The organism is Psychroserpens sp. (genome assembly GCF_045105015.1).
Taxonomy (GTDB): Bacteria; Bacteroidota; Bacteroidia; order Flavobacteriales; family Flavobacteriaceae; genus Psychroserpens.
Genome location: NZ_JBGCCX010000063.1, coordinates 1 through 14,757, shown reverse-complemented (window position 1 = coordinate 14,757; position 14,757 = coordinate 1). Strand labels below are relative to the sequence as shown.

The window sequence follows — 14,757 nt, the reverse complement described above, 5'->3', positions numbered from 1 at the left end:
AAATGAAAAAAATTACACTATATATTCTTTTTTTAGTCTTTACTTCAAGTTATGGACAAGAATTAAATCTGCCAGTTTGGACACAATATTTAGCTGATAACAGCTTTGTTATTTCTCCAACATATGCAGGAATTGGAGATAATCTAAAAGTGAGAGCTAACGGATTAACACAATGGGTTGGAATTAAAAACGCTCCAGACAATCAATCGGTTTATGCTGATTTTAGAATTGCAAGTCGTTCAGGTGTTGGTATATCTGCATACAATGATAGAAACGGTAATACACGTCAAAAAGGAGTAAAATTCTCTTATGCTCATCATTTAATTTTAGATTATACCTCAAAACAATTTTTATCGTTTGGAATCTCATATAACATCAATAGTTTTCGAGTTGCCATTGAAGATTTTGATAATGGTGACGGAACTCCAATAGTAGATCCCAGTGTTACAGATGACAGAGCAATATCAAATAATAACTTTGATGTTGGATTTTTATATCGCTATAAAGATTTCTATTTCAGTTTTAATGCCAATAATTTTTTAAATAAAGATCTTGATGATTTTATAGGACGTGAACCTAGTAAACTCCTGAACTATCAATTATATACTGGGTATGTATTTTCACCTAAAAGAAACAATTCAGTAGAATTTGAACCTTCTATTTTTGTTCAAATGTTTGATAGTGATAACCGTTCAAGCACTGACCTAAATTTTAAATACAGAAAATTCAATAGAGATGGTGACTACTATTGGGTTGGAGGATCTTACCGTTTTCTTAACGATCAATTTCTTAAACCATTAAATGTAGGGCCAATGGCTGGAATCATGAAAAATGGTTTCTATTTTGCATATGCATACCAAATTACTATGAATGATCTTTCAACATTTAATTCAGGTACACATGTGGTTACTATTGGTATTAACTTATTACAAGGTATTAGTGAATGTGCTTGTACTAGAGGAACTAGCTATAGAAAACATCGTTATAATGGGACTAATAGAAACTAAAGTGCCATTATGATTAGTCAATAACTTAATCTACATAGTCTACAAAATACATCTGTATCTTCCCTTTTCCCTTAGCTTCAATTTCACCTCTTGGTGTAAATTGAAAAACGTCATAGTTTTTAAGGATTTGATAAGTGCTTTCACTAATATTTACTTTTCCAGGTTCACCAGAACTTTCCATTCTAGCTGCAATATTAACCGCATCTCCCCAAATATCGTACTGAAATTTTGTGGTTCCAACAACACCTGCTACAACAGATCCTGTATTAATACCTACACGAATATCAAATTTAGCTAGTTTATGATTTATACTACGCTTTGTTTTTTTAACAAATTCTGTGATTTCTAGCGCAGCCTGACACATTTTAGCAGTATGATCTTCAACTGGAAAAGGCAAACCTCCAGCACACATGTAGGCATCTCCAATCGTTTTAATTTTCTCTAGCTCATATTTTTTAATAATTTCATCAAACTTAGAGAAGTAATAGTTAATACTTTCTACTAGCTTTTCAGGACTCAATTTACCTGCTTCTTCAGTAAAGCCTTTAAAATCTGTAAATAATACAGATACTGAATCAAATTGCTTTGCTTTTACTTCGCCATGTTCTTTAAGCTCTTCTGCAGTTTCTTCCGGAAGAATATTAGTTAACAAATCATCAGAACGTTGCTTTTCTTCTGCAATAACCCTATTTGCTGTTTTCATAAACTTATTACGCTTACGCAAAGAATTTGCTAAAAACCCAATAAAAACTAAAATCACTCCACCAGCCCATAGCATAATGCGTTGTGTTTTCTTTTGTTGATTTACTAAATCAACTTCTAACTGTTTTTCCGAAACCTGATAATCAGTTTGTGTTTTAGCAAGCTTTTGAATGCTTTTTAAATCTCTTACACTATCTCTATAAACGATATGGAGTTTATAATATTCTAAAGATTTTCTTGGATTTCCAAAGTTTCCATACACATCAGATAATTGAAAATACGCTTCACTAATTTGATCCTTCAGACCATGTTTTTTTGATATATCAAGACTTTTATTTAGAGTTGCATAAGCTTTTCCATTTTCGTTTTTTGAAGCATAGATATCAGCCATTGCACTTAAATAGATACTTATTCCATAAAAATCACCTAGTTTTTCTAATAACTCAATGGCTTCATTTATATTAGTTTCTGCTTTGTCGTTATCGTCTTTTTCAGCATATACCAAACCTAAGTTTCCTAAATAATAAGCTTTTCCATTCTCATCATTTTCTTCATCAAAAATTTTACCAGCTTTATTTAAATAATATAAGGCGGAATCTAATTCTTTCACATTGAGATACTCATCGCCAAAATTGAATTGAGCATACGCCAATGACAACCTGTCTGAGCCTGATTCCATTAATTTTAAACCATCTCTATAGTACTGAAATGAGGTCTCTTCGTCTCCCATGATGGAATACACATCTGCTATAGCGATATTTACGGAAGCTTCCTCAGTGATAAGGCTATTTTTCTTAGCTATATCTAAAGCTTCAAAATAACTCTCAAGTGCTTTGGAAACATCACTAAGTAGTTTGTGACCATTTCCTTTTTGCATATAACCTGAATATTCATAAGAAACAGAATCTTTTTCTTTAGCTACAAGAATTAATTGCAAGCTGTAAGAAATCATCTTTTCAACATCTGTTTCAGATTCAACAAGATTTCTTAGGATATTTAGCTCTTCACTTTCATCAAAATCACCATTCTTATATATTGTTTCTAATCGATCACTTTCTTCTTGATCTTGAGCAACTGATACATGTACAAATGCACAAAAAAGGCCTATAATAAGATAGACCTTTTTTGAGTTTAGTGTTGATATGAAATGATATGACTTCACTGATGATTCAAAAAATTGAAATTAGTTAAGTGAATTCGTATTTCTTCCTTTAATTCTTAATTTAGGATCAATAGTATAGTATCCATATGCTGTACCATCTTTAACTATAAGTACTTCAAGATCATATTTCCAATCGATATCATCGTCATCTGCATCTATAATTTCAAGACCTAAAGATTCCCAAACATCATCTGTTGGAGAAAAAGGATCTTCAATAGTGGCAGGACTAACTGTTGATTCAGGAAACACTGCATTAAAATAAACTCCTAATAGATCTTCACCATCAATAAATTGGTCATAAACTCCTGGATCTAAAGGGTTTTCTTCAAAATATGTATAATTAGAATAGTATAGCATTTCACCAGTTGCAAGATTTTGTGGCTGTCCTGGATTATAAATATCACCAATACTTAATTCAACTAGATATTCTGAAGTATCTACGCCATTTGGTTGACCAAAATCTACTAGATCTGTTATATCAGAACCTGGAGTTCTTAAAATTGCTTCAGCAACATCTAGAGTTATCGTTGGAACAATTACTTGAGGTTGTGGTGTGTCATCTCCATCATCGCTGCTGTCATCACTACCACAGTTAAATAATGTAATACTAAGGAATGTTAAAAAAATAAATTTTGAAAGTTTCATAATTGGTTGGATTAATAATTGATTAATAGCGCTTTTATATTTTAAGTTTGTTAGGTGAATGCAATTGTGATTATTGTAAGGACAATAAAAAGCACACTAAACATAAAAAATTTAATGGCGTTTTGAACATTTTTGAATTTTGTAGCAACAATAGTACTTTCAACATGCATTTGTTGAGCAAGTTGATCAAACAATTCTATTTTATCTTCATTAACTTCGAATACGCGTTTTACATACGCTTCAATGCTACCAAACTTTGAAACAACATCTCCAAAGAAAAATACATTGTCATCATATTTTAAATTTATGATTATGGGCTTAAAACATTTAAAAGCAAAGAAAATTGAGATTAAAGCAGAGATAATCCACAATGCAGTAAATACAATTATTAAAGGATTTTCATCGAAAAGTCCTTTAAAATAATCCATTCTATCTGCAAATAACCCAATGATTAAACTGTGAAAAGAAAACACAACACCAGCTTTAACTTCAGAACTTTTGTTTAGTTTTTCTAAACGACCAAGCTGTCTAAAGTATACTCCTGGATCTTGTTTATTCTTTTTTTTTGATTTGTCAGAATTGTTGGTTGGTTCTTCTTGAATCATTTATAATTTAATAAAGCTTATACTAATAATAGAATACAAGACTACAATATAGATAATTTTAGATATAATATAGGCTTTTTCCGTCAAATAGAATTAAAAGCCGGCTAAGTAAAATAAAATAGGAAAACTGTAAGTTTATTCTAATTGTCTAGAAATTCCAGAATACCTAATAGAGAAACGTGACGTACTATTTAAAAACATATTAGCGTCTAAATTTGGATAGATAGTAATGTTAAAACTAAATGTTTCGGTTCGGTTTTTAACATCAAAGGAAATGTTAAAACTATGATTGTCTGTGTTTTCTTCTACTATGTAATTTTGCATTAGATTTTTTACACTAATAGAACTATTAGAACCGTTGTAAGCAACATTCATTTGACGTTCTCCATAAAAGGGCAATTCTGCAAAAACACTATCACCAACTATCTTTAAATAATTTGAGTTTCCTACTAAACTAATTCGACTTACACTACTCCCAGGTCTTATTAAGCCAGAATTTTGTAAAGAATTCATAGCACTAGTTGATTGAGGATAAGCTGTGTCTGAAATAATTTCGAAGTTCTTATTCAGAACTAGTGTTTTTAATTGATTTAGTTGTTCTGGAGTTGCTTTTGTTTTACTAGAGCCACAAGAGAACATCACTAAAAGAGTAATCAAAAATATATAGGTACTAATGGTTTTCATTTGCATGATATGAATTATTAAGATATGAAATATCTTTTTAAAACTGTAGCTTTTTAAGAATCTTAACAGAAAAAAAATCAGCCACTAAAATTAGCAGCTGATTGTTTACAACATTAAAACTAATGTGATTTAATTCTTATAACCTCGTCCTGGTGTGTAAGGTGCTCCAGAGTCTATAAGCTTTTGTTCTAATTGTTTAATATCAATATTATAAATAGCTTCAACTCGTTTCTTAATTGTAGTTATTTCTCTTTTTGCAATTGCAAAACTACTTTTATGAGTATTAGTTGGTGCTGATGTAGAATATTTTTGCTCATAACTAATTGTACCAATTCTGTTTGCAGGAGTTTGAGGTTGACTGATATCCAAACTACGCTTCACTGAATCACCATATAATTCAACACTAATCACATCAAGTTTTTCCTCAATTGACATTACAGATTTAGTTAATGTTTCATAAGGTTGTTCTGAACGTTTAATTGCCGATTTTATGTAACGTAACTTATTATTAGTTTCACTCATAATCTTTTGAGTTGCTGCAAAATCAGCTTCTAATTGGGCAACTTCTTTTTGGAAAGCAACTTTAGCTGTTCTATCATCAGCTGGCATTACAGTATTTTTAAGAGCCTTTACTGAAAATGATTTTGGACCAACTAATGAGGTCATACTTCCGTTTTCAAATAGATCCATTTGCACAGTATACGTTCCAGGTTCTACTAAAGTTCCTTCGTCAACTGCGGCCCATGGGTTATAAAATGAAGATGAACTTAAATCTATAGGATTTGGCAATGTATACCTTAAATCCCAATGGAAACGTTGTACTCCTTCTTTAGGCATTTTAAATTCTTTTTTAACGACTCTTCCAGAACTATTTTTAATCGTAAATACAAGTTGAGGTTTATCTTCTTCACGCTCAGTTTTTAAGTCTGTATAAGATGGATAAGGAGTGTCCTTCTTATCGTTAATTAGTTTCTTTTCTTTTTCTGAACGCTGATCTTTCAATGACTTGTACGAATCGTTATAATAATACGTAATCATTGCTTCAGGCCCTAAATTCTCAGCAGTGAAAAAATTATCTCCTTGGAACGCTTTTCCAGGCAAACCAAGGGGTGAACTACGTTCCCAACTTAGTGCTTCACGAACAGGATATAATATTGCTGTTTCTGAAGGCTTACTGTTTTTAATAGTTCGTAATGCTGAATAATCATCTAAAACATAAAATCCTCTTCCGAAAGTTCCTAAAACTAAATCATTTTCACGCTCTTGAATGGCAATATCTCTTACAGCAATTGTTGGTAATCCTGACGATAATTCCTTCCAACGCTCACCTTGAGTTGGTGAAAAGAATGCACCATATTCAGTACCACAGAAAATTAAATTTTGATTAACATGATCTTCTTCTATTGCATACACACTTCCTTTAGGTAAGTTGCTACTGATGTTTTTCCAAGTATTCCCTTTATCAGAAGATTTAAAGATATAAGGTTTAAAATCTCCATATTTATGATGGTTGAACGCAACATAAACAACATTAGCATCATGCTTAGATAGGTATACAGAATTTACATACGATTGATTTGGTGCACCTGGAATATTTGAAATTTTTCTCCAAGAACTTCCTCCATTTTCAGAAATATAAACCAATCCATCATCTGTACCTGCAGCCAATAAATTTTGATCTATTGGTGATTCAGATAAAGCAACAACGCTTCCATATAATGACGTAGAACCATTTTTAGCAACGGCATCAATACTAACAACACGATCATAAACTTTTAGGGTGTTTCTATCAATTTGCTGCGATAAATCATCACTAATTACTTCCCAACTGTTTCCGTAGTCATCAGATCTAAACACTTTATTAGCTGCAAAATATAAACGACCAGATTGATGACGACTTACAACTAATGGCGAATCCCAATTAAAACGATAAGCATCTTCACCGTCGCGTTCTGCTGGTTGTATACCCATAATTTCACCGCTTAATTTATCATAACGAACTAAGTAACCGTATTGTGATTGTGCATAAACAATATTAGGGTTTTCAGGATCAATCTGTGATTCAAATCCATCGCCTCCATTTGTAATAAACCAATCAAAATTAGTAATTCCATGATTTGTTAAGACTCTAGATGGTCCACCAATACTAAAATTATCCTGCGTTCCTCCATATACATTATAAAATGGATAGTCATTATCAACAGCCACTTTATAAAATTGAGTCACAGGAATATTTTCTTTAAAATCCCAAGTTTTAGCAGCATCAAAGGTTTCGTACATTCCACCATCACATCCAACTAACCAATGCTGATTGTTATTGGGATCAATCCACATGCAATGATTATCAACATGCTTAAATACCTCTCCTACTTTTTGAAAACTTCGTCCACCATCATGACTTACTGCCATCCAAGTATCCATAGAATAAATAGTGTTTGGATCTACTGGATCTGCAATAATTTCTTGGTAGTAATTACCACTTGTTTTATGTGAACTACGTTTTTCCCAACTAGCACCTCTATTAGTTGAAGCGAAAAACCCTCCTTTACCATCAGCAGCTTCAACAATAGCATATACAATTTCAGGATCAGCAGGAGAAATAGATAATCCAATTCTACCTAATTCTACAGAAGGCAATCCCTTTTGACTTTTCATCCAAGTTTTTCCTCCATCAGAACTTTTATGAAGTCCAGAACCTGGTCCACCACCAACGTAAGTATACACATGCCTTCTACGCTGTAAAGTAGACGCATAAAGTACATCAGGATTTCTTGGATCCATTACGACATCGTTAACACCTGTATGTTCATCAACTGTAATAACAGATTCCCAAGTTGTTCCACCATCTGTAGTTTTATATAAACCACGATCTCCACCTTTGCTCCATAATGGTCCGATTGCAGCTACAAAAACTACATTAGAATCGTCTGGATGCACAATAATTTTTCCTATATGCTCTGAGGTTTTTAAACCCATATGTTTCCAAGTAGCTCCTCCATCAGTAGACTTATAAACACCATCTCCAAAAGACACAGAACGCTGGTTGTTATTTTCACCTGTTCCAACCCAGAGGACATTTGGATTATTAGGATCTATTGTAATACAACCAATTGAGTAAGACCCTTCATTATCAAAAATAGGTGTAAATGTTACACCAGAGTTTACTGTTTTCCATACACCACCAGCCGAAGCAGCAACATAATATTCAAAAGGGTTATTTGGATTTACTGCAACATCAGAAATACGTCCTGAAGTTAAAGATGGACCAATATTTCGCCATTTTAAACCGTTAATTTTAATGCCATCTAGAGGTTGTTTGTCCTCTTTTTTTGATTTTTGAGCTACAACAGATTGCAGACAAAACAAAGAACAAAGAAGATAGATAAAGATTGATTTTTTCATGTTTTTGATTAGTTTTAATAAGAAGCTAAAGATATGAAAGTAATTTGGTTTTAAACAAAAAAGACAGCTTCGAAATGAAGCTGTCTTTTTAAAAATTTGATGTTTTTATGATTACATTTTAACCTCTTCAGGTTGGTCATAATTAAACAGATAGTCAACATCCATTTCTTGAACTTTTCCAAGTTTACCAAGAGAATTAAAGTCAATATCATTTTTATTTCCAATAACCATTACGTTGTAACTTTCTCCACTAATATTAGTGTTGAAGAAATCACGTAAATCGTCCATTGTCATATTTTTAATAGTATCATACATCTCTTTTCTGTTATCGTTATCAATACCTAACTGTTGAAGGCGTTCATAATTCCAGAAAATATTTGATTTTGTGATACGTTGTGCAGCTAATTTTTTAAGCGTTGCTTCTTTAGCAGCGTTGAATTGCTCTTCTGCCTCAGGCATATTAGTCATAAGTTCCATCATTGCTTCAACAGCTTGAGGCATTTTATTTGCTTGCGTTCCAATATATGCCATTACATAGTTAGAATCATCTTTCTTTCTTGCTGTACTATAACTAGACCAAGCAGAATATGCCAAAGACTTAGATTCTCTTATCTCTTGAAAAACAATCGAAGATAAACCTCCACCAAAATATGTGTTGAACAAAGTTGATGCAGCCATATTTTCTGCTTTAAAAGGCTCACCTTTTGCTAAAAACATCATTTCAGCTTGAACCATATCAAAATCCACATAGTATACATTACCTCCTGTTTCTTTTTCAGTGTAAACCATTGGCTCTGAATAATCTTTAAGTTCTGAAGGTACAACATGACTAGTATTTAAAGCTGTTAATGCAGCATCAACATCTTTACCATAATAAAAGATTCGTTGTTTATAATTTTTTAAGTCTTTTACAATGTCAACCAAGACTTGTGGATCTGTTTCTTTTAATTCATTGGCTTGCATGATGTTTCTTAAACGAGAGTTCTCACCATATTTACCATAATTTAAGAGACCATTTCTAAGAATATTTCCTTTTTGTGATTTTCCATCTTGTCTAGCTTTTAAGGTTTGGTCTACGTAGCTATTATAAGCTTCTGGATCTGGAATTGCATTAGCCCATAAGTGTTCAAGTAATTCAAGCCCTTTAGGTAAATTCTCTTTTAAACCGTTTAAACCAACATAAGATTTATCAGCAGTAGAGCTTACATAGTATTTAATCCCTAACTTATAAAATTCTTTTTTTATCTCTTCAGCAGAATATTTATCGGTACCTAAATACTCCATATAACCCACAGCGAATGATAATTTTTTATCGTTATCACTTCCCATATCGAAGATAATATTCATATCAAATAAATCATTCAATTCATTTTCGATATAAGATACCTTAATACCGTTGTCCATTGTTGTTTCTTTAATTGCATCTTTGTAATCAACAAATTTAGGTTGTAGAGGGTCAGATTCTAATTTATTAAAATCTTTCATGTATTGAGAGCTTTTGTCTCTGTTAACATTCACTGGAGTAATACCAGGATTGGCTACTTTAACAATAGAATTATCTTCACCTTGACGTTTGTAAGTAACTACGTAATTATCCTTGTAGAAACGATTTGCAAAATCCATAACATCTTGTTTTGTTACCTTTTTTAAATCGTCTAAAAATTTCACTTTTCTATCCCAATTTTCATGGTGAATAAATGCATTATAGTACATAGAAGCTAAAGCTGTACTATTTTCATATTGTTGTGTTTGACTTAATTTCAAATCGTTTACAACTGCATCAATCATCCAATCTTCAAACTCACCTTTCTTTAATTTTTCAATTTGACCTAATAATAAATCTTTAACTTCATCTAATGTTTGACCTTCTTTTGGTGCACCACTAAAAGAATGGTATCCATAATCATTTAGAAAGGTTGGAGAACATCCAGCATACTGAACAGCCTGTTTCTGGTTTAAGTTTAAGTCAATTAGACCTGCATTCCCATTAGCTAAAATCATATCAGCAACTGTCATTAATTTTTCCTCTTGAGTATTAACCCCTTGAGATCTAAATGCAATAGAAACGCTTTCTGCTGTAGGTCCAAATACTTCATTTACAACAGGAGAAGTGATAGGTTCCTCTTTTGGAAGTGTTGGATGTACAACTTCTTTTTTCTCTAACTTTCCGAAGCTCTCGTTCACTTTTTGAATTGTAGATTCAAAATCTAAATCACCTACAAGAACCATAGCCATATTATTTGGCACATAGTACTTATCAAAATAATTGTTAATATCAACTAGCGAAGGATTTTTTAAATGATCAGCAATACCAATCGTAGATTGTTGTCCGTAAGGATGGTTTGGAAACAAACCTTCTAACATTGCTGCATAACGCTTTCTACCATCATTATCTTGACCTCTATTGAACTCTTCGAAAACAGCTTCTAACTCTGTATGGAACAAACGCAATACTAGCTCACTAAAACGCTCGCTCTCTAAGGTCAACCATTTTTCAAGCTCGTTAGCTGGAATTTTATTCTTATATACTGTTTCTTCAAACCAAGTATGAGCATTTGTTCCTGTAGCTCCAAGAGAACTTGTCATTTTATCATACTCGTTTGCAACACTGTAATTAGAAGCCTCTAAAGAAACTTCATCAATTGTTTTATAAATTTCTAATTTTTTAGCTGGATCTGACTCAGCTCTATGCTGTTCATATAAATCTGAAATTTGATCTAAATACGCTTTCTCTTTTTCCCAATCTATAGTTCCAATTTCGCTAGTACCCTTGAAAACCATATGCTCTAAATAATGAGCAAGACCAGTTGATTCCTTCGGATCATAATTTGAACCAGCTCTAACTGCGATGTAAGTTTGAATTTTAGGCTCGTCACTGTTTTTACTTAAATACACTTTAAGGCCATTGTCTAAAGTATATAAGCGTAAACCTGTTGGATCGTTAGCTACAGTTTCGTATGAAAAACCATTAGCATCATTTTGTGACTCGACTGCATAAGCCAAATCTTTCTTGGTGTTTTCAGTTTTACAATTGTAAGCTAATGCTACAAATGCAACCAAAACAAATAATTTGATGTACTTCATGTGATAGTGATAGTTGTTAATTTGATTTAAAATAAAATTCCGCTAGCTAAAATAAAGCTAACGGAATGATAACGTGATGTTTTTATATATATTTTAACAGTAGCTTAACTTATCACTTCTGCTACTTTTTTTCCTATTTCTGCAGGTGAATCTACAACGTGAATTCCACACGCTCTCATGATAGCTTTTTTGGCTTGAGCAGTATCATCACTTCCTCCTACAATTGCACCTGCATGTCCCATAGTACGACCAGCAGGAGCAGTTTCTCCAGCAATAAATCCTACAACTGGTTTTTTACTTCCACTATTTTGATACCACTTAGCTGCATCTGCTTCTAACTGCCCACCTATTTCACCTATCATAACAACACACTCAGTTTCAGAATCATTGATTAATAATTCAACAGCATCTTTTGTTGTAGTTCCAATGATTGGATCTCCTCCAATACCAATAGCAGTTGTTATTCCTAAACCTTGTTTTACAACTTGATCAGCAGCTTCGTAAGTTAACGTACCTGATTTTGAGACAATACCTACTCTTCCTTTTTTGAATACAAATCCAGGCATGATTCCCACTTTAGCTTCTTCAGGAGTAATAACTCCAGGACAATTAGGGCCTATTAATCTACAATCTTTGTTTTTAATATAATCTGAGGCTTTAATCATATCTGCAACTGGGATACCTTCAGTAATAGTAATAATTACTTTGATGCCAGCTTCAGCAGCTTCCATAATAGCATCGGCTGCAAATGCAGGTGGAACAAATATTATAGTTGTATCTGCTCCTACTTTATCTACGGCTTCTTGAACTGTATTAAAAACAGGTTTGTCTAAATGTGTCTGTCCTCCTTTTCCTGGTGTCACACCTCCAACGACATTGGTTCCATAATCAATCATTTGACCTGCATGAAACGTACCTTCACTACCAGTAAAACCTTGTACTATAATTTTCGAATTTTTATTAACTAAAACGCTCATTTGTGTTTGTTTTTTTTATTGAATTTTAAATTGCTAATTCGTTTTGCAAAAATAAGTTTTTGTCAGTGATTTTTAAATCTTTTTAGACTTTTATTTCTGCATAAGAATTTAAACTCTCAGCACTGATATCTGCCAACTGGCTTATTTCAAAACCTTTATATAATTTATCATCTTTAACTTCCCAAATTGAAATAAAATGTGCTAAAGCTTCTTCTTTTTCGGGACGTTCAATTGTTGTAGCGTAAACTGTAAATCTAGTTGTTATGATGTTATCGTCTTCTAAAAGATGGCTAACTCTATATTTAAAAGAGTGATACGACTTTTGAATGCCTTGTAACATTTCTTGAATACCTTCAAAATTCATTGTTCTGTATCCTTTGCTACTATTCCATTTTAGCTCACAATTCTTATGGAAAAAGTCCATAATATTTGTGTCTTTTGCTATGTCTGAATTATAAAATCGTTTGACTACCTGTTTTGCTATCATTTCAGTTTTTTTAATTCTTCTAAAATTCTTGGTATCTGTTTAATTGAAGCCAATCGTTTTAATTCTAATCGCGCTTCTTGTATTGGAGTTCCCCAATACACTTTATTACCTTCAATAGATTTGGTAACACCAGCTTGAGCTTGAACAACAGCACCTTTTCCAATAGTGATTCCACTAGCTGTTCCAACTTGTCCCCAAATAGTCACTTCATCTTCAATAACAACACAACCAGCAATTCCAGTTTGAGAGGCAATTAGACATTTTTTTCCTATAATGGTATCATGACCAACTTGAATTTGATTATCAAGCTTAGATCCATCACCAATGGTAGTATCACCTGTAACTCCTTTATCTATAGTACATGAAGCACCAATATCTACATGATTACCAATAACCACTCTACCACCAGATAATAACTGATCATAACCCTCTGGGCGCTTCTTATAATAAAAGCCGTTAGCTCCTAAAACAGTGCCTGAGTGTATGGTTACATTATTTCCTATCACAGCATCATCATATACGCTAACATTAGAATGTATGATACAATCATCTCCAATAACTACGTTATTTCCAATAAATGTATTAGGTTGTATTACAGTATTTTGTCCAATTTTAGCTGAAGTAGAAATGGAAGCTTCAGAAGATTGAAAAGGTTTAAAATATTTTGTAAGTTTATTGAAATCTCTAAACGGATCATCACTGATCAGTAATGCTTTTCCTTCCGGACATTCTACTTGTTTATTAATAAGTACAATTGTAGCTGCAGATTCTAAGGCCTTATCATAATATTTAGGATGATCTACAAAAACAATATCTCCAGCTTCAACCACATGAATTTCATTCATTCCTAAAACAGGAAAATCATCAGCTCCTACATATTCTGTAGAAATAATAGTTGCAATCTCTTTAAGTGTATGAGGTTTAGGAAATTTCATTATTCCTTAATACGTTCTTTGTAGGTTCCTTTATCGGTTTCAACTTTAATTTTATCACCTTCATTAATAAATAAAGGGACATTTACTTCAGCTCCAGTTTCTACAGTTGCAGGTTTAGTTGCATTAGTAGCAGTATTGCCTTTTACACCAGGTTCAGTCGCAGTAACCTCTAAAATTACTGTTGCAGGCATATCTACTGAGAGTGGCATGTTATCTTCAGTATTGATAAGTATGGTAACTATTTGACCTTCTTTCATTAAATCTGGTCTGTCTAGTGCCGCTTCTAGTAATCGTATTTGAGTATAATCAGCTTCATTCATAAAATGATAGAATTCACCATCATTGTATAAGTATTGAAACTTATGAGTTTCAACACGAACATCTTCAATTTTATGACCCGCTGAAAATGTATTATCCAAAACTTTTCCAGTTGTAACACTTTTCATTTTAGTTCTCACAAAAGCTGGACCTTTACCAGGCTTTACATGAAGGAACTCTATAATTTTATAGATATCATTATTGTATTTGATGCATAATCCGTTTCTTATATCTGAAGTACTTGCCATAAATTTATTTTATTTAGCTAATAACTAGCTTGTTATGTGGTTATTCAATCTTATTTTAATTAATTTGATTTGAAATACCCTTTCATGATTCCACGATGTGAATTCTTTATAAACTGAAGAATTTCATCTCGTTCAGTAGTAGCTTCCATTTCAGCTTCAATTAAATCTGAAGCTTGGGTATTATTATAATTTTTTTGATAGAGCATTCTATATATATCTTGAATCTCTCTTATTTTTTCAGTTGAAAATCCTCGACGACGTAATCCAACCGAATTAATTCCAACATAAGACAATGGTTCACGACCTGCTTTCACAAAAGGTGGGACATCTTTTCTTACTAAAGAACCACCAGTGACAAAGGCATGGTTACCAATAGAGCAAAACTGATGAACAGCTGTCATTCCTGCTAAAACAACATAATCTCCTACATTAATATGTCCAGCTAGTGTGCTATTATTAGAAAAAATACAGTTATTACCAACGATACAATCGTGAGCTACA

At 32.5% G+C, this 14,757-nt stretch carries 11 protein-coding genes and 1 pseudogene; 1 reads left to right on the top strand and 11 read right to left on the bottom strand.

Annotated elements, in window-relative coordinates:
* Positions 1–2 precede the first annotated feature (2 nt).
* Entirely contained in the window at positions 3–1,007 is a 1,005-nt protein-coding gene (locus AB8B90_RS05065; RefSeq protein ID WP_405334312.1) for a type IX secretion system membrane protein PorP/SprF, read from the top strand.
* Positions 1,008–1,032: 25 nt separating this feature from the next.
* On the opposite strand, the gene AB8B90_RS05060 is transcribed toward AB8B90_RS05065, so the two are convergent.
* The 11 genes and pseudogenes from AB8B90_RS05060 to AB8B90_RS05010 form a co-directional block, all read right to left on the bottom strand.
* The gene (locus tag AB8B90_RS05060) at positions 1,033–2,871 is read right to left on the bottom strand and encodes an adenylate/guanylate cyclase domain-containing protein (protein ID WP_405334310.1); all 1,839 of its coding nucleotides are present in this window, start codon (positions 2,869–2,871) and stop codon (positions 1,033–1,035) included.
* Between the two features lie 21 nt (positions 2,872–2,892).
* Positions 2,893–3,516: a hypothetical protein gene (locus AB8B90_RS05055; RefSeq protein ID WP_405334308.1), complete on the bottom strand. Its 624-nt coding sequence runs from the start codon at positions 3,514–3,516 to the stop codon at positions 2,893–2,895.
* A 50-nt stretch (positions 3,517–3,566) separates the two neighbouring features.
* On the bottom strand, positions 3,567–4,121 hold the full coding sequence (locus AB8B90_RS05050) for a Pycsar system effector family protein (protein WP_405334306.1): 555 nt from the start codon (positions 4,119–4,121) through the stop codon (positions 3,567–3,569).
* A gap of 135 nt (positions 4,122–4,256) precedes the next feature.
* The gene (locus tag AB8B90_RS05045; protein WP_405334304.1) at positions 4,257–4,805 is read right to left on the bottom strand and encodes a DUF4251 domain-containing protein; all 549 of its coding nucleotides are present in this window, start codon (positions 4,803–4,805) and stop codon (positions 4,257–4,259) included.
* A gap of 129 nt (positions 4,806–4,934) precedes the next feature.
* On the bottom strand, positions 4,935–8,207 hold the full coding sequence (locus AB8B90_RS05040; protein ID WP_405334302.1) for a WD40/YVTN/BNR-like repeat-containing protein: 3,273 nt from the start codon (positions 8,205–8,207) through the stop codon (positions 4,935–4,937).
* A gap of 111 nt (positions 8,208–8,318) precedes the next feature.
* On the bottom strand, positions 8,319–11,291 hold the full coding sequence (locus AB8B90_RS05035) for a M16 family metallopeptidase (protein ID WP_405334300.1): 2,973 nt from the start codon (positions 11,289–11,291) through the stop codon (positions 8,319–8,321).
* Positions 11,292–11,395: 104 nt separating this feature from the next.
* Positions 11,396–12,268, bottom strand: coding sequence for a succinate--CoA ligase subunit alpha (gene sucD / locus AB8B90_RS05030; RefSeq protein WP_405334298.1), 873 nt, complete (start codon positions 12,266–12,268; stop codon positions 11,396–11,398).
* A gap of 82 nt (positions 12,269–12,350) precedes the next feature.
* On the bottom strand, positions 12,351–12,755 hold the full coding sequence (locus tag AB8B90_RS05025) for a nuclear transport factor 2 family protein (protein ID WP_405334296.1): 405 nt from the start codon (positions 12,753–12,755) through the stop codon (positions 12,351–12,353).
* Positions 12,752–13,690: a UDP-3-O-(3-hydroxymyristoyl)glucosamine N-acyltransferase gene (locus AB8B90_RS05020; RefSeq protein ID WP_405334295.1), complete on the bottom strand. Its 939-nt coding sequence runs from the start codon at positions 13,688–13,690 to the stop codon at positions 12,752–12,754. The genes AB8B90_RS05025 and AB8B90_RS05020 overlap by 4 nt, the downstream gene beginning before the upstream one ends.
* On the bottom strand, positions 13,690–14,256 hold the full coding sequence (gene efp, locus AB8B90_RS05015; RefSeq protein ID WP_405334292.1) for an elongation factor P: 567 nt from the start codon (positions 14,254–14,256) through the stop codon (positions 13,690–13,692). Before efp ends, AB8B90_RS05020 begins: the two co-directional genes overlap by 1 nt.
* 59 nt (positions 14,257–14,315) lie before the next feature.
* Positions 14,316–14,757, bottom strand: a pseudogene (locus tag AB8B90_RS05010) (acyl-[acyl-carrier-protein]--UDP-N-acetylglucosamine O-acyltransferase); the annotation flags it as partial.